This is a genomic window from Neorhizobium sp. CSC1952 (assembly GCF_030378245.1).
GTDB lineage: Bacteria > Pseudomonadota > Alphaproteobacteria > Rhizobiales > Rhizobiaceae > Neorhizobium > Neorhizobium oryzae_A.
Window position 1 is genome coordinate 1,422,655 of the sequence record NZ_CP128416.1, and the last position, 14,941, is coordinate 1,437,595.

General features: G+C 64.1%; 15 protein-coding genes and 1 other RNA gene. 9 read left to right on the top strand and 7 right to left on the bottom strand.

Annotated features, from left to right (window positions below):
* Positions 1-835: 835 nt before the first annotated feature.
* Genes recF through QTA58_RS07375 form a run of 3 tightly spaced genes read left to right on the top strand, consistent with a single transcriptional unit; the run spans position 836 to position 3,289 of the window.
* Positions 836-1,975, top strand: coding sequence for a DNA replication/repair protein RecF (gene recF / locus QTA58_RS07365; protein ID WP_289672262.1), 1,140 nt, complete (start codon positions 836-838; stop codon positions 1,973-1,975).
* Positions 1,976-2,018: 43 nt separating this feature from the next.
* Positions 2,019-2,819: a molybdopterin-synthase adenylyltransferase MoeB gene (gene moeB / locus QTA58_RS07370; RefSeq protein ID WP_289672263.1), complete on the top strand. Its 801-nt coding sequence runs from the start codon at positions 2,019-2,021 to the stop codon at positions 2,817-2,819.
* Complete coding sequence (locus QTA58_RS07375; protein ID WP_289673048.1) at positions 2,819-3,289, top strand: GNAT family N-acetyltransferase; 471 nt, start codon at positions 2,819-2,821, stop codon at positions 3,287-3,289. Before moeB ends, QTA58_RS07375 begins: the two co-directional genes overlap by 1 nt.
* Positions 3,290-3,291: 2 nt before the next feature.
* Here QTA58_RS07375 and QTA58_RS07380 read toward each other — a convergent pair whose 3' ends face one another.
* On the bottom strand, positions 3,292-4,296 hold the full coding sequence (locus QTA58_RS07380) for a D-glycerate dehydrogenase (RefSeq protein ID WP_289672264.1): 1,005 nt from the start codon (positions 4,294-4,296) through the stop codon (positions 3,292-3,294).
* A 154-nt stretch (positions 4,297-4,450) separates the two neighbouring features.
* Here QTA58_RS07380 and QTA58_RS07385 point away from each other — a divergent pair, with 154 nt between their 5' ends.
* The gene (locus tag QTA58_RS07385) at positions 4,451-4,990 is read left to right on the top strand and encodes an SH3 domain-containing protein (RefSeq protein ID WP_289672265.1); all 540 of its coding nucleotides are present in this window, start codon (positions 4,451-4,453) and stop codon (positions 4,988-4,990) included.
* Positions 4,991-5,007: 17 nt separating this feature from the next.
* Here QTA58_RS07385 and QTA58_RS07390 read toward each other — a convergent pair whose 3' ends face one another.
* Positions 5,008-6,000: an adenosine kinase gene (locus QTA58_RS07390; protein ID WP_289672266.1), complete on the bottom strand. Its 993-nt coding sequence runs from the start codon at positions 5,998-6,000 to the stop codon at positions 5,008-5,010.
* A gap of 468 nt (positions 6,001-6,468) precedes the next feature.
* On the opposite strand from QTA58_RS07390, the gene QTA58_RS07395 reads away from it, so the two are divergent.
* Positions 6,469-7,413 (top strand): AEC family transporter, encoded by a 945-nt coding sequence (locus tag QTA58_RS07395; RefSeq protein ID WP_085421909.1) that lies wholly within the window; start codon positions 6,469-6,471, stop codon positions 7,411-7,413.
* A gap of 82 nt (positions 7,414-7,495) precedes the next feature.
* Here the strand turns inward: QTA58_RS07395 and QTA58_RS07400 are convergent, their stop codons facing one another.
* Positions 7,496-8,080, bottom strand: a complete 585-nt coding sequence (locus tag QTA58_RS07400; RefSeq protein ID WP_085421908.1) for a cytochrome c family protein — start codon at positions 8,078-8,080, stop codon at positions 7,496-7,498.
* Positions 8,081-8,244: 164 nt separating this feature from the next.
* Between QTA58_RS07400 and QTA58_RS07405 the strand changes: the two genes are divergently transcribed.
* Together QTA58_RS07405 and QTA58_RS07410 are read left to right on the top strand one after the other, a co-directional pair.
* Entirely contained in the window at positions 8,245-9,000 is a 756-nt protein-coding gene (locus QTA58_RS07405; protein WP_289672267.1) for a 3-deoxy-manno-octulosonate cytidylyltransferase, read from the top strand.
* 12 nt (positions 9,001-9,012) lie between these two features.
* The gene (locus tag QTA58_RS07410; RefSeq protein WP_085421906.1) at positions 9,013-9,876 is read left to right on the top strand and encodes a prephenate dehydratase; all 864 of its coding nucleotides are present in this window, start codon (positions 9,013-9,015) and stop codon (positions 9,874-9,876) included.
* Between the two features lie 203 nt (positions 9,877-10,079).
* Here the strand turns inward: QTA58_RS07410 and QTA58_RS07415 are convergent, their stop codons facing one another.
* From QTA58_RS07415 to QTA58_RS07430, 4 genes are all read right to left on the bottom strand, one after another.
* Positions 10,080-10,448, bottom strand: coding sequence for a VOC family protein (locus QTA58_RS07415; RefSeq protein WP_289672268.1), 369 nt, complete (start codon positions 10,446-10,448; stop codon positions 10,080-10,082).
* Positions 10,449-10,517: 69 nt separating this feature from the next.
* Entirely contained in the window at positions 10,518-11,213 is a 696-nt protein-coding gene (locus QTA58_RS07420) for a YafY family protein (protein ID WP_289672269.1), read from the bottom strand.
* Between the two features lie 189 nt (positions 11,214-11,402).
* Entirely contained in the window at positions 11,403-12,383 is a 981-nt protein-coding gene (gene nudC / locus QTA58_RS07425) for an NAD(+) diphosphatase (RefSeq protein WP_289673050.1), read from the bottom strand.
* Positions 12,383-12,787, bottom strand: coding sequence for an HIT family protein (locus QTA58_RS07430; protein WP_289672270.1), 405 nt, complete (start codon positions 12,785-12,787; stop codon positions 12,383-12,385). The genes nudC and QTA58_RS07430 overlap by 1 nt, the downstream gene beginning before the upstream one ends.
* A gap of 87 nt (positions 12,788-12,874) precedes the next feature.
* Here QTA58_RS07430 and ffs point away from each other — a divergent pair.
* Positions 12,875-12,971, top strand: an RNA gene (ffs, locus tag QTA58_RS07435) — signal recognition particle sRNA small type.
* Positions 12,972-13,050: 79 nt separating this feature from the next.
* The gene (locus QTA58_RS07440) at positions 13,051-14,937 is read left to right on the top strand and encodes a DNA polymerase III subunit gamma/tau (RefSeq protein ID WP_289672271.1); all 1,887 of its coding nucleotides are present in this window, start codon (positions 13,051-13,053) and stop codon (positions 14,935-14,937) included.
* Positions 14,938-14,941 lie beyond the last annotated feature (4 nt).

Genomic DNA, 14,941 nt, shown 5'->3' on the forward strand with positions numbered 1-14,941 from the left:
TCCGATCCTGCGGGGATGGAAATGCGGTCCGCCTCAACCGGAACAAGCAGTTAGCCTTGCCGGCATCCCCGCCCTCCGAACCCGTGCCTACAATCCGCCTGCTTCCGTCGCCGGAGTGTTTCGCGAGACGTTCGCGGGCAGGCGGGGGCCGGCGCTTCCATCGGAACCGTAACGTGCGGGGACGGTGGAAGAGGTGAAAGCCATGGAGAGTTCGTCGAAAGACGGGCTTTCCTATCAAGCCTCCCCCTGGTCGCCAGGCCAGGTTCGGTTGAGCCGTGCAAGTGGCAGGCCTGTCCCGAAAGGACAGGCGCGAACGAAGCCACGCAGCGAGGCGAGATGATCACCTGTAGGGGCCGGAAGCCCCGAGAGAACGCCGAAGGCCACGCGAATGCGGAGCCACATACTAAAATCTACCGAGGTTCCGCATTCGTGTGGGCTCTCCGATCTTTGAAACCACGGCAGGACACTGCGCGGGGACAGTGTCGTTGGAACCCTCAGCCAGGAAGCCCCTATCTGCCCCCTGCGTTCGGCCGCCCCCCTCTGCCCTGCCGGGCATCTCCCCCACAGGTGGGGAGATTGGCTGGGCGAACCGGCTTCCCCAAACAAATAAGCTTCCTACCCGGCAAGCCCTCAGTGAGATGGGAAGGCCATGCCGCTTGTGATCTCCCCACCCGTGGGGGAGATGCCCGGCAGGGCAGAGGGGGGCGGAAACGGCACGCCCTTGCAATTTCTGGCGCCAGAGAAGGAAGACGCAGTCCTCCCACATAAACGCAAAAGCTTGCCTTCCCGGCTCTGAAACCTTAGCTCCTGTTCAACGACACCCAGAAGATTCCCGATGGCGCAGAAGACCTCCCTTTCCCGGCTCAAGCTCACCGATTTCCGCAACTACGCGGAAGCGGCGCTGGCGCTCGACGGGCGGCATGTGGTGCTGACGGGCGAGAACGGCGCCGGCAAGACAAATCTTCTCGAAGCCGTTTCCTTCCTGTCTCCCGGGCGGGGCCTGCGCCGCGCGGTCCTCACCGACGTCACGCGCGTCGGCGCCGCGGGCGGCTTTTCGATCTTCGCCGATATCGACGGGATGGAGGGAGAGGTCGCGATCGGCACCGGCACAGAGCACGGCGATGGGGAGAACGTCACCCGCAAGCTTCGGATCAACGGCACGACCGCGAAATCCACCGAAGAGCTCTCCGATCACCTCAGCGTGCTGTGGCTGACGCCCGCCATGGACGGGCTTTTCACCGGCCCCTCGTCCGACCGGCGGCGTTTCCTCGACCGCCTCGTCCTCTCGCTCGACCCTGCCCATGGCCGCCGGGCGAGCGATTTCGAGCGCGCCATGCGCAGCCGCAACAAGCTGCTTTCCGACGGCCGCTTCGATCCCGCCTGGCTCACCGCCATCGAGGCCCAGATGGCAGGCCTCGGCATCGCCATGGCCGCCGCACGCCAGGAAATGCTCGGGCTGCTCCGGACGCTGTCGGCCGGTTCCGGGGAGACGACGCCTTTTCCGACCCCGGTGCTCGCGCTCCAGGGCTTCATGGACGGGCTGATGGACCGTCCCGCCGCCGATCTGGAGGAGGATTATCTGGAGATGCTGCGCAATGGCCGCAACCGCGATGCCGCGGCCGGCCGCACGCTGGACGGGCCGCACCGCTCCGATCTCCTGGTGCGCCACCGCGAAAAGAACATGGAGGCCGCGCGCTGCTCGACCGGCGAACAGAAGGCGCTCCTGATCGGCCTCGTGCTTGCCCATGCCCGCCTCACCGCAGACATGACCGGCCACGCGCCCATCCTGCTTTTGGACGAGATCGCCGCCCATCTCGACGAAGGCCGGCGGGCGGCGCTCTTCGATCTCGTCCACGGCCTCGGCGGCCAATCCTTCATGACCGGCACCGACAGGGGCATGTTTTCCGCGCTCGCCGACCGGGCGCAGTTCTTCACCGTCGCGCATGGAAGCGTCGAGGACGGCGCCGGCGGCTGAAAGTTTCCTTACCCGCCCGTGCTCCTGATGCTAAGATAAAGCCATGGAAAACCGGACCCCGCAGAACCTGACCCCACAGAACCTGACTCAAGACGAGATCGAACGCTATCGCCGCCATATCCTCCTGCCGGAGATCGGTGGCACGGGGCAGCAGAAGATGAAGAACGCCCGCGTGCTGGTGATCGGCGCCGGCGGGCTCGGTGCGCCGATCCTCGAATATCTGGCGGCCGCCGGCGTCGGCACGATCGGCATCGTCGACGACGACCGCGTATCCCTTTCAAACCTTCAACGGCAGGTCATCCACGACACCGGCACGATCGGCGAGATGAAGACGAAAAGCGCCCGCGAAAAGATCGCGCGCCTCAATCCGCATGTGAGGATTGCGGATTTCGAGGAGCGCTTCTCGCTCCCATGGGCGAAGCGGCACCTCCCCCTCTTCGATCTTCTTATCGACGGTTCCGACAATTTCGACACGCGCTATGCCGCGGCCGACGCGGCGGAGCTGGCGAAAATCCCGCTGGTGACCGGCGCCGTCGGACGTTTCGACGGTTCGGTGACCGTGCTGAAGCCCTATGAAGCAGGGCCGGACGGCGCTCTCAACCCGACCTACCGGGACCTCTTCCCGGAAAAGCCGCCGGAAGGACTGATCCCCTCCTGCGCCGAGACCGGCATCGTCGGAGCGCTTACCGGCGTCATCGGCACGCTGATGGCGATGGAAGCGATCAAGCTCGTCACCGGCATCGGCGAACCGCTGGTCGGCCGGCTGATGCTCTACGATTCGCTTGCCGCCCGGTTCGATACGATCAAATACAGGCGCCGCACCGCGAGGGCCGCCGCCGAATGATCGAGATCATTCGAATAGGCGAGGATTTCGGCCGCTGGGACGAGCTGCTCGCGCTCATCCTTTCCTCCTTCGCCTATATGGACGGCGTCATCGACCCGCCCTCCTCGGCCCATCGGCTGACGCCCGCGTCGCTGGCGCAGAAGGCCCGTGACGAAATCGCCTTCGCGGCGATCGAGGGCGGCGGGCTCGTCGGCTGCATCTTCCTGAAACCCGAACCCGGCTCTCTCTATCTCGGCAAGCTTGCCATTGCGCCCGCCCATCAGGGCAAGGGCATCGGCCGCCGCCTGCTGGCCGCGGCTGAAGACATCGCCAGGGAGAACGGGCTTCCGGCGCTCAGGCTCGAGACCCGCATCGAGCTCGCCGGCAACCATGCGACCTTCGCAAGATGGGGGTTTACGAAGACGGCCGAAAACTCCCATCCGGGCTTTACCCGCGTCACCTCGATCGAGATGCGGAAGCGGATAACCTGACGTCAGTTGCGGCCGGGCAGCACCCGGTTCGGCGGGCGGTGGCCGTCGAAGAAGGTGCGGATGTTGATGATCACCTTGTCGCCCATGTCGATCCGGCCTTCGATCGTCGCCGAGCCCATATGCGGCAGGAGCACGACGCGGCCCTGGTCGGCAAGCTTGACGAGCTGCGGGTTCACCGCCGGCTCGTTCTCATAGACGTCGAGGCCGGCGCCGGCGATCCTGTTGTCGCGGAGGAGCTGGATCATCGCCGCCTCGTCGATGATGTCGCCGCGGGCGGTGTTGACGATGATCGAGGTCGGCTGCATCAGCGCCAGCCGGCGCGCCGAAAGCAGGTGGAAGGTCGCCGGCGTCGACGGGCAGTTGACCGAGACGATATCGACGCGGGCGAGCATCTGGTCGAGGCTGTCCCAATAGGTCGCCTCCAGCTCCTCTTCCGTCGCCGGGTTCACCCGCTTGCGGTTGTGATAGTGGATCGACAAACCGAAGGCCTTGGCCCTCCGGGCAACCGCGGTGCCGATGCGGCCCATGCCGACGATGCCGATGCGCTTGCCCCAGATGCGGCGCCCCAGCATCCAGGTCGGGCTCCAGCCGGCCCAGTCGCCCGGATTGTCGGTCAGGATGCGCGAACCTTCCGCCAGCCGCCGGTTGACCGCGAGGATCAGCGCCATGGTCATGTCGGCGGTGTCCTCGGTCAGCACATTCGGGGTATTGGTGACCGTGATGCCCTTCTTGGCGGCGGCGTCCACGTCGATATGGTCGAAGCCGTTGGAGAAGCTGGCGATCAGCTTCAATTGCGGTCCGGCTTCCTCGATCAGCGCCGCGTCGATCCTGTCCGTCACCGTCGGCACCAGCACGTCGGCGGTCTGCATCGCTGCGGCAAGCTCGTCCCGCGAGCGCGGCGCGTCGTCGATATTGAGCTCGGCGTCGAACAGCTCGCGCATGCGGGTTTCCACCGCGTCCGGCAGCTTGCGGGTGATATAGACCTTGGGTCTTTTCTTTGCCGTCATGAGGTTCTCTATCCGGCGCCTTTTAGGAGGTCCTTAACCAAGTCGCGCGATATTCGGTTCATCCAGGGCGTTTTCTACCAGACCCGTCAGCGAAGACAAACAAAACCTCGCGAGGTTTCGGAAAGCCCAAGACAGCCCAGCCGGACCCAAACCCATGCGTCGCCTCATTCTTCGTTCCTTCGTCGCCCTTTCCTTCGGTCTCATCGCCTCTCTGTCCGCTTCGATACCTGCTCATGCCCAGGGCGCGAAGGGGCCGAGCGGCCTGCCGCTGCCGCGCTTCGTCAGCCTGAAATCGAAGAAGGTCAACATCCGCATCGGCCCGAGCACCGATTACGCGGTCTCGTGGATGTACATGAAATCCGGGACCCCGATGGAGATTATCCAGGAATACGAGAACTGGCGGCGCGTTCGCGATGCGGACGGCACAGAAGGCTGGGTGAACCAGGCGCTGCTTTCGGGCGAACGCACGGCGGTCGCCGCCCCCTGGATGCGCGGCAAGGGCAAGGACATCTACGTCAACATGCGCCGCGATCCTCAAAACAGCGCCCCCGTCGTCGCAAAGCTGGAACCGGGCGTCGTCTTCAAGATCGACGAATGCAACGGCGACTGGTGCCGCGCGGAAGCGAGCGGCACCGAGGGCTGGGTCGCACAGGCCGAGGTCTGGGGCGCCTATCCGGGCGAAGCCTTCAAATAGGCCTTCCCGGCGAGGCCTCAAATGAGGCCTTCGCGCTTCGCAGCCTCCTTCAGAGACGCCATCGGGCGCGGACCGATCTGCTGGATGACGATCGCCGCGGCCAGGCAGCCGAGCTTGCCGCAATCCTCGAGCGAACGGCCTTGCGTATAGCCGAACAGGAACCCGGCGGCGAAAAGATCGCCCGCCCCCGTCGTGTCGACCAGTTCCTCGATCGGATAGGCAGGCACCCGCACCCGTTCATCGCCGCGAATGATGATCGCCCCTTCCTCGCTCATCGTCACGGCCGCAAGCTTGCAATCCTGGCCGATTTTCGTGAGCGCCAGCTCGAAATCGTCGGTCTCGTAAAGCGAGAGCGCCTCGTGCCGGTTGGCGAATACGATGTCGACCGTGCCGGAGCGCATCAGGTCGAGGAATTCGGCGCGGTAGCGGTCGACGCAGAAGGGATCGGAGAGCGTCATGGACACTTCGCGGCAATGGGCGTGGGCGATGCGGGCGGATTCGCGGATCGCTTCCTTGGCGCGCGGCGGGTCCCACAGATAGCCTTCGAAATAGGTGACCTTGGCTTCGGCGACGACATCCTCCTCGACATGTTCCGGGCCGAGATCGACGCAGGCGCCGAGATAGGTGTTCATCGAACGCTCGCCGTCCGGCGTCACGAAGATCATCGAACGGGCGGTCGGCGGATTGGTGCCTTCCGGCTTCGTCTGGTAATGCACGCCCTGGGCGCGGATATCGTGCTGGAAGATTCCGCCGAGCTGGTCTTCCGCGACCTTGCCGAAATAGGCCGCCTTGCCGCCGAAACCGGCGATGCCCGCCGCCGTGTTGCCAGCCGAACCGCCCGAGGCCTCCACGGCCGGGCCCATCTTGGAATAGAGGAGCTCGGCGCGCTCGGCATCGATCAGGTTCATCGCACCCTTGGTGATTGCGTTCTCGCTCAAAAAGCTGTCTTCGCAGCGGGCGAGAATATCCACGATGGCGTTGCCGATGGCGAGCACGTCGAATTTGGGCATCCGGTCTTGATCCTCTCGAATGGTTTTGACGAGAAGACCGGTATTCGGGTTTTGATCCGATTGGAAGCGGAAATAACGGCAATGCCTGCAAAACAAGGACTTCTGCCGCCCGTCATTTCGCTGTCACGATCCGAGATTATACACTTTGACGATCCGGTTGTGTTGCCGACCACGGATGGACTGGCGGCCGACCTCCGGATACCTGGACGAGACCAGGTGGGAAAGCGGGGAACAGCCCCGCTTTTTTGTTGGCGGGATCGCCACGTTCCCCGCTTGAGAAAGCCTCTCTTGCAGCAAGCGCATTTGTCGTCCCCCGCGACATGCGCTAGAGCGCCGTGCGTCCGAACGGACGCACAAAGGACGCTCTAGCTTATTGAATCTACGCATCGTGCTTACCGAAAATCGATTCCGATTTTCGGGCCGATGCTGTAGACGCATGCAAAGCCCTTTATCGAAAGCCTGCCTGCCGTGTCCTCCGTCTTCGTGAACGTCGTGCCCGTCTTCATCCTGATCCTGATCGGCTGGATGACGGCCAAGACAGGGATTTTGAAGGAAGAGACCGGCGACGCGCTCGGCGAATTCGTCTTCAAGATCGCCGTGCCGATGCTGATCTTCCGGACGCTGGCGGACGCGCATTTCGAGGGCGCCTCGCCGTTCCGGCTCTGGACGGCCTATTTTCTCGGCGTCGCGATCACCTGGGGGACAGGCCATCTGATCGCCAAGCATATCTTCCGGCGGGATGCGAAAATCGGCGTCATCGCCGGCATGTCCGCCTCCTTCGCCAACAACGTCTTCATCGGCCTGCCGCTGGTTGCCCATATCGTCGGAAAGGACGGGCTGGTCGCGATTTCCATCCTGCTCGCCATCCACCTGCCGCTGATGATGGTGGCGGGCACGATCCTCATGGAGGGCGCGACCTCAAAGGTCGACGGCGGAGGAAAACGCAGCCTTCCCGCCATCCTGAAACAGGTCGGCTCCAATCTCGCCCGCAACCCGCTCGTCATCGCGCTGATCTTCGGCCTGGTCTTCAATTTCCTGGGGCTGCACCTGACCGCCGCCCTCGCCACCGTCGTCGACCAGCTCTCGGCGGCGGCAAGTCCGGTGGCGCTGCTGTCGATCGGGATGGCTCTGACGAGATACCCGATCCGAGGCGATATCGGCCTTTCGGGGACTGCGGCGGTGCTCAAGCTCACCCTGATGCCGGCAGTCGTCTTCCTGATGAGCTATCTCCTCGGCCTGCCGAAGGACTGGACGGCGGCCCTGGTGCTGACCTCTTCGGTACCGACTGGCATCAATGCCTGGCTGATCGCCCAGCGCTTCCGCTCAGGCCAAAGCCTCGCGGCCTCGGTGATCAGCATCACCACCGCCTTCGGCGTCCTAACCGTCGGCTTCTGGGCATGGCTGCTGAGCTGAGGCTTCGCGCCCGATATCGATCGCAAACGAAAATGCCCGGCCGAAGCCGGGCATCTCTGTTTTGAAAAGTTTCCGAACCGGATCAGTTCGTCGCCGGCGGGGCCGGCTCGGCTGCAGCCGGATCCGGAAGCGGAACCGGGCTGTCGGCCTGTTCGCGGATATAGGCGATCAGGTTGGCACGCTCGGTGTCGTTCTTGAGACCGGCAAAGCCCATGGCAGTGCCCTTCACGAAAGCCTTGGGCGCGGTCAGGAAGTGGTTCAGGTTGTCAAAGGTCCACTTTTCCTCGCCGCCCTTGGAAAACTCCTTCATGCCGGCGGAATAAGCAAAGCCCTCATGCGTGGCAACCGGACGATCGACGAGGCCCCACAGATCGGGGCCGACCTTGTTCGGTCCGCCCTTTTCGATCGAATGACAGCTCTGACACTTCTTGAAGACGGTTGCGCCTGCGGCGGCATCCGCACTGGCGAGAAGCTGAGCGATCGGAACCGCCGCCGGAGCTGCCTCGCCACCTGCACCGGCCGCGGGCTCTTCGGCCGCAACGATCGCAAAGCCTTCCTTCTCCGGCGCTTCCGAATGGAAGATGCCTTCCGAGGCAATCGACACCGACATCATGACGAAGACCGTAGCAAGCAGGGCGCCTGCCGCCATGTTTACATAGGGGTTCATCCGCAACCGCTCCTTCGCAACCGCCTGTCACACCGCCGTCACAGGGCGGGCCATCTTGAAATTGCGCGGAACCTATGTCTTTTGCATTGTTGTTGCAACACGATAATCGTTCCGCGCGTGAGACTTTTTGACACTGTTTACGCGGGAATAGAAGGGTCCTCCCCATGAAGAACTCGGCTTTCGACCGGACGCTGGTGCTGATCCCGGCCCGAATGGCCTCGACGCGGCTGCCAGGAAAACCTCTGGCTGATATTGCCGGCCTGCCGATGATCGTCCAGGTAGCAAAGCGGGCCCAGGAAGCGGAAGCAGGGCGAATCATCGTCGCAGTCGACCACCAGGACGTCCATGACGCCGTGGCGGCGGCGGGGTTCGACGTGGTGATGACCCGGCAGGACCACCAGTCCGGCTCCGACCGCATATTCGAGGCGGTGCAGAAGGCCGATCCGGACGCCCAAATGGATTTCGTCATCAACGTGCAGGGCGACCTGCCGACGATCGAGCCGGAGGCGGTGCGCGCCTCTCTCCGCCCGCTCGAAAATCCCTCGACCGATATCGCGACGCTCACCGTCGAGATCACCGACGAGCACGAAAAGACCAACCCCAACGTGGTCAAGATCGTCGGCTCGCCGCTTTCCGCCACACGATTGAAGGCGCTCTACTTCACCCGCGCGACCGCGCCCTATGGCAACGGCCCGCTCTATCATCACATCGGCCTCTATGCCTATCGCCGGGCAGCGCTCGAAAAGTTCGTCTCGCTCGGGCCCTCCGTGCTCGAGAAGCGCGAATCGCTCGAGCAGCTGCGGGCGCTGGAAGCGGGCATGCGCATCGACGCCGAAATCGTTGACTCGGTGCCGCTCGGCGTCGATACTCCCGCCGACCTCGAAAAGGCCCGCGCCATCCTCTCCGCCCGTGCCTCTTAACGGATGTTTCCCATGAACGCTCTCACCAATCGCATCGCCTTCCAGGGCGATTTCGGCGCCAATTCCGACATGGCCTGCCGCGACATGTTTCCGACCATGGAGCCGCTGCCCTGCCCGACCTTCGAGGATGCCTTCCAGGCGCTCGAAAGCGGCGATGCCGATCTCGCGATGATTCCGATCGAGAACACGATCGCCGGCCGCGTCGCCGATATCCACCACCTTCTGCCGGAATCGCGGCTGCACATCGTCGGCGAATACTTCATGCCGATCCGCTTCCAGCTCATGGTGCTGCCCGGCGTGACGCGCGAGGAGATCCGTACCGTCCACAGCCATATCCACGCGCTCGGCCAGTGCCGCAAGATCATCCGGTCGAACGGCTGGAAGGCCGTCGTCGCCGGCGATACGGCCGGCTCGGCGAAGATGGTGGCGGAAAAGGGCGACCGGACGATGGCGGCGCTTGCCCCGCGTCTTGCCGCCGATCTCTATGGCCTCGAAATCCTGGCGGAGAACGTCGAGGACCGGGACGACAACGTCACCCGCTTCGTGGTGCTCTCGCGCGACGAGAAATGGGTGCAGCGCAGCCAGCCTTCGGACGTGATCATCACGACGTTCGTCTTCAATGTCCGCAACATTCCGGCCGCGCTCTACAAGGCGATGGGCGGTTTTGCGACCAACGGCATCAACATGACGAAGCTGGAAAGCTACCAGCTCGGCGGCAAGTTCGTGGCGACGCAGTTCTATGCGGATATCGAGGGCCATCCGGACGATCCGCCGGTGCGCCGCGCGCTGGAGGAACTGCGGTTCTTCTCCGAAAAAGTGCGGATCCTGGGAACCTACAAGGGCCATCCGATGCGCGGAGCGCTGCAGAAGGGGTGACTTGCCCCTCATCCGCCCTGCCAGGCACCTTCTCCCCGCAAGCGGGGAGAAGAATATATGACGCGCCGTTTTCCTCAAACCCGACCGCTTTCGCAATCTCAGAGGGGTATAGGTTTTCCGCAATCTCAGAGGGGTATAGAGGGTATATGGTGGCACGTCCCCTCTCTCCGCCTGTGCGGAGAAGGCTGGGTGAGGGCGGAAAACTACTTATCCGGCTCACAAACCCGGATTCGATGCCCGTCCGGATCGAGGATCACGAATGTCGGACCGAAGTCGAGGGTCATCAATTCCTGGGCGATCCGGTGCCCGGCCGCCTTCCACTTTTGATATTGTCCGGCGACCGCACCCTCGCCACCGATCATGATGCCGATCTCGCTGCGGCTGCCGGAACGGGCCGGCTCCGGCTCGACCTTGGCGATGCGCCACAGACCGAGGAAAAAGCCGCCGCCGAGCGGGAAGGAGGCGAAGTTCGGGGCCTCGACCGCCGGCTCGCGGCCGAGCAGGTCGCGATAGAAGGCCGTGCTCTTCGCCGGGTCTTCGACATAAAGAAGAATGAGATTGGGGTTTGCCATATCGGTGCTCCTTTGTTTGGGACTGCACCGACCTTATCGCGCCCTACTGTCAGATTCCGGCAGCAGCCGTCACGGCTGCACCGGAATTCCCTGTACTTCCCGCCATTCCTTGAGCAGCACCGGCCGGCGACGCGGATAGCGTTTTCCCATCGGGACGACCGCGGCCATGCGATCGGTGCGGAAATGCCGGAAATCCTGCCGGAGTTCGCACCAGGCGACCATGACCCGGACATTATCGAAGAAGCCGAGGGCAAAGGGCCAGACCTTGCGGGTCGTGAAGGCGCCCTTCTCGTCTTCATAGACGAGTTCGAGAACATGCTCCGCGCGGATCGCTTTGCGAATGAGGCCGAGATCGGTTTTATCCTCCTGCCGGCGCGGCGCGCCGACAAGCAAGGTCGAGGTGTCCAGTTCCTCCTTGAGGCCCGGCGGCAGCACCGCGGCGATCTTGGCCAGCGCGTCGACAGCGCCGGCGGCAAGCCGCGGATCGGCGGTCTTCGCCACCCAGCGCGAGCCGAGCACCAGCGCCTCGATCTCCTCCTCGGAAAACATCATCGGCGGCAGCATGAAGCCCGGCCTCAGCACGTAGCCGAGCCCCGCCTCCCCTTCGATCGGGGCGCCCTGCGCCTGAAGGCTTGCGATATCCCGATAGAGCGTGCGCAGGCTGACACCGGTGTCAGCGGCGAGCTTTGCGCCGCTGACGGGCTGGCGGTAGCGCCGGAGCGCCTGGAGAAGGGCCAGCAGGCGCTCCGAGCGGGCGATAGTCATGATGCTTGATCCCGTATCCTTCCCGACAGCTCACCTGGGCCTGACCTTTCCAGCCCTTCGCTTGGGCTCAGGGCGTTCGTCGCTGCAATCGATTCGCTGGATCGATTGCTCAGGCTTCGCCTGACCTTTCCGGCCCTTCGCTTGGGCTCAGGGCGTTCGTCGCTGCAATCGATTCACCGGATCGATTGCTCAGGCTGCGCCTGACCTTTCCTCACCCCACTCGATCCAGTCGCGCAGAAGGCGGTGGGCGATCGCTCCCCTGACCGGCGCGAAATAGGGACTGTCCGGGCCGGCATCCAGCATGGCGGCGGCCTCGGCGCGTCCGAACCAGCGCACGTCCTGCATTTCCTGCGGATCGATCGTGATCTCGGTCGAGACCGCCTCGGCATAACAGCCGATCATCAGCGAATGCGGCATGGGCCAGGGCTGCGAGGCATGATAGCGCACGCGGCCGATCTCGATGCCGGACTCTTCGAAGGTCTCCCGCCGCACCGCGTTCTCGATCGTTTCGCCGGGCTCCACGAAGCCGGCGAGGCAGGAATACATGCCCTCCTGGAAATGGTGGCTGCGGCCGAGCAGGCAGCGATCGCGCCCGATATCGACCACCAGCATGATCACCACCGGATCGGTGCGCGGGAACATCTGGTGCTGGCAACTGGTGCAGAGACGCTTATAGCCGCCGATCTTCGATTCGGTCGGAGAACCGCATCTGCCGCAGAACCTGTTGGCGGCGTTCCAGTTCAAAAGCGCGACGGCCTGGGCGATCTCGCCCTGCAGTTCGCCTTCGATCAGCGAATCACGGAACAGCGCGCGCGCCTCCGTCGGCTTGTACTGGCTTGCCAGTTCCTCCGCCGGGATGAGGACGGGCACGGCGATGCGCGGCTCGCCGTTTTCCTTGTAGCCGAGCAGGATGGCGTTGTCGAAATCGGGTTTCAGTTCCGCAAGCTCATAGGGCGCGAAGAGCGGATCCAGGATCTGGCCGTCATGCTTCAGGATCAGACGGCTGCCGGTGAAGGCGAAGATATGCGTGCCCTCGACCGCAAGCGCCTTTTCCAGGCAATCGTCCTGGCGGTACTCGGCCTGCCGGTCCAGCTTGTTGGCGGAAAAGGCCGTGAGGCTGCTGGGCTCGGGATGGGGGGCGTCGGTCTCGAAAAGGGTCTTGGTCATGATCAGAGGGCTTCAACGAGTTTCTTGAGAAAATCCTGCTTCCGCTGTTCGTCATAGGGGACCGCCTGACCGAAGCCCCAGATGGGGCCGGGCCAGTTCGGATCGCCTTCGAACCGGGCGACAATATGCACATGCAGCTGGCGGACGATGTTGCCGAGCGCACCCACATTGACCTTGGTCGCACCGGTGACCTCCTTCAGCGCCGCCGCCACCGTGTTCGTCTCGAAGGTCAAAAGCGCCTGGTCGAGCGGGGTGAGGTCGAATATCTCGGTCTTGCCGCTCCGCTGCGGCACCAGCATCAGCCAGGGCCAGCGGCTGTCCTTCAGGATGCGCAGCTCGCACAGGCCGAGCACCGTCACCAGGTCGGTATCCCGAGCGAGCCTCTCATCCAGTTCGAAATCGCTCAAGCTTTTCCTCCCGTGTTTTTGTAATCGATAGCAGTTTTTTACAGGGTTGGCTTGCATTTGGAAGCGTTATTGCCGATATGTGCGGCGGGAGGTTGGTGGTGGACGAGCCACTCGCCAACCGGGTCAGGTCCGGAAGGAAGCAGCCCTAACGAGCCCGGCACGGGTCGCCGTGCCAGCCTCCCACCTCAATACTGGATACCATCTTGGTCAGCTTCCGGTCCGGTCAAGTGGCTGGAATGGCCCGCGCAGGCTGGCAGGACTGAATGAGCGACAACGGGCCCACCCAGACGAGCACCCCCGCTTCCAACATCTCCGGCGGCAACGGATACCGGGTGCTTGCCCGCAAATACCGTCCCAAGGATTTTTCCGACCTGATGGTCGGCCAGGAGCCGATGGTGAGGACGCTCACCAACGCCTTCGAGACCGGCCGCATCGCGCAGGCCTACATGCTGACCGGGGTGCGCGGGGTCGGCAAGACGACCACCGCCCGCATCCTCGCCCGTGCGCTGAACTACAAGACGCCCGAGATCGACAAGCCGACGATCGACCTGCGGATCCCCGGCGAGCACTGCCAGGCGATCATGGAAGGCCGGCATGTGGACGTCATCGAGATGGACGCCGCATCCCATACCGGCATCGACGACATCCGCGAGATCATCGAGCAGGTGCGCTACCGTCCCGTCTCGGCGCGCTACAAGGTCTATATCATCGACGAAGTGCACATGCTCTCGACGCAGGCCTTCAACGGCCTGTTGAAGACGCTCGAAGAGCCCCCGGAACATGTGAAATTCATCTTCGCCACCACGGAAATCCGCAAGGTTCCGATCACCGTGCTTTCCCGCTGCCAGCGGTTCGACCTGCGCCGCATCAGCGCCGCCGACCTCGTCGGCCTGTTCACCACGATCCTGGAGAAGGAAGGCATTCCGGCCGAGCCGGAAGCGCTGGCGATGATCGCGCGCGCGGCGGAAGGGTCCGCCCGCGACGGGCTCTCGCTGCTCGACCAGTCGATCGCGCATGGCGGCGGCAGCGTGCTCGCGGAGACCGTGCGCGGCATGCTGGGGCTCGCCGACCGCGCCCGCATCGTCGATCTCTTCGAGCATATCGTGCGCGGCGACGTGACCGCGGCGCTTTCCGAATTCGGCGCGCAATACGAGGCAGGCGCCAATCCGGTCGTCGTGCTGACCGACCTTGCCGATTTCACCCATCTCGTCACCCGTTTCAAATACATTCCCGATGCGGCGAACGACCCCTCGCTCAGCGAAGTGGAGCGCGTGCGTGGCCGGGAATTCGCCGACAGCGTCGCTGTCAGCACGCTGTCGCGCATCTGGCAGATGCTGCTCAAGGGCATTCCGGAAGCGGAAAACTCCTCCCGGCCTGCAGGGGCGGCCGAAATGGTGCTGATCCGGCTCACCCATGCCGCCCATCTTCCCTCGCCGGAAGACGCAGCGCGCCGGCTTGCGGATTTCGCGAATGGCGACGGCCAGCGCATGCCGGCTCCGAACGGCAATGGAGGAGGCCGGCCGGTTTCGCCGCAACCGCCGGTCAACGCCCGCGGCACGGAAATGTCGGCGCCACGCCTCCCGGCAGGCGGACCGACGGCCATGCTGCGCGCCGTACCGACGCCCGAAGACGCGAAGGAGACGCTGGAACGCCCGGCGACGCAGACCGCAGCCGAGCCCCAACCGGAGCCCAAGGTTCCCGTCCGGTCGCTGGACGATATCGCCGATCTCTGCGCCAAGAACCGCGAACCGGTACTGCGCGCCCGCATTCGCCAGTCCGTCCACCTGGTCAAGCTCGAACCGGGCCGGCTCGAAATCAACCTTGAGCCCGATGCGCCGAAATCCATCGTCAACGACCTTGCGTCGAAGCTCAGGGAATGGACCGGGATCACGTGGTGGGTGACGCTCTCCAACGAGCGGGGCGCGCCGACGCTCGCCCAGGCGGAAGAACAGGCCCAGGAACAGCGAAAGACCGATGCGCGCGCCGACCCCGACGTGGCGGCGATCCTCGCCCAGTTTCCGGGCGCGAAGATCATCAACGTGAAAATCCGCGCCACGGAAGAGGAAAACGAGGCGGAGGAACTGCCGGCGCCGGCAACCGCGGAATCTGCCGAGGGCGATATCCTGCCCGGCGACGACATCGAACTATAAAAGA

What these genes read in the sequence shown, in the direction of transcription:
- QTA58_RS07385 (WP_289672265.1), top strand. Translation starts at nt 4,451, where the DNA reads ATGCGTCGCCTCATTCTTCGTTCCTTCGTCGCCCTTTCCTTCGGTCTC.
- QTA58_RS07410 (WP_085421906.1), top strand. Translation starts at nt 9,013, where the DNA reads ATGAACGCTCTCACCAATCGCATCGCCTTCCAGGGCGATTTCGGCGCC.
- QTA58_RS07440 (WP_289672271.1), top strand. Translation starts at nt 13,051, where the DNA reads ATGAGCGACAACGGGCCCACCCAGACGAGCACCCCCGCTTCCAACATC.
- QTA58_RS07390 (WP_289672266.1), bottom strand. Translation starts at nt 6,000, where the DNA reads ATGCCCAAATTCGACGTGCTCGCCATCGGCAACGCCATCGTGGATATT.
- moeB (WP_289672263.1), top strand. Translation starts at nt 2,019, where the DNA reads ATGGAAAACCGGACCCCGCAGAACCTGACCCCACAGAACCTGACTCAA.
- QTA58_RS07405 (WP_289672267.1), top strand. Translation starts at nt 8,245, where the DNA reads ATGAAGAACTCGGCTTTCGACCGGACGCTGGTGCTGATCCCGGCCCGA.
- QTA58_RS07400 (WP_085421908.1), bottom strand. Translation starts at nt 8,080, where the DNA reads ATGAACCCCTATGTAAACATGGCGGCAGGCGCCCTGCTTGCTACGGTC.
- QTA58_RS07415 (WP_289672268.1), bottom strand. Translation starts at nt 10,448, where the DNA reads ATGGCAAACCCCAATCTCATTCTTCTTTATGTCGAAGACCCGGCGAAG.
- recF (WP_289672262.1), top strand. Translation starts at nt 836, where the DNA reads ATGGCGCAGAAGACCTCCCTTTCCCGGCTCAAGCTCACCGATTTCCGC.
- QTA58_RS07420 (WP_289672269.1), bottom strand. Translation starts at nt 11,213, where the DNA reads ATGACTATCGCCCGCTCGGAGCGCCTGCTGGCCCTTCTCCAGGCGCTC.
- QTA58_RS07380 (WP_289672264.1), bottom strand. Translation starts at nt 4,296, where the DNA reads ATGACGGCAAAGAAAAGACCCAAGGTCTATATCACCCGCAAGCTGCCG.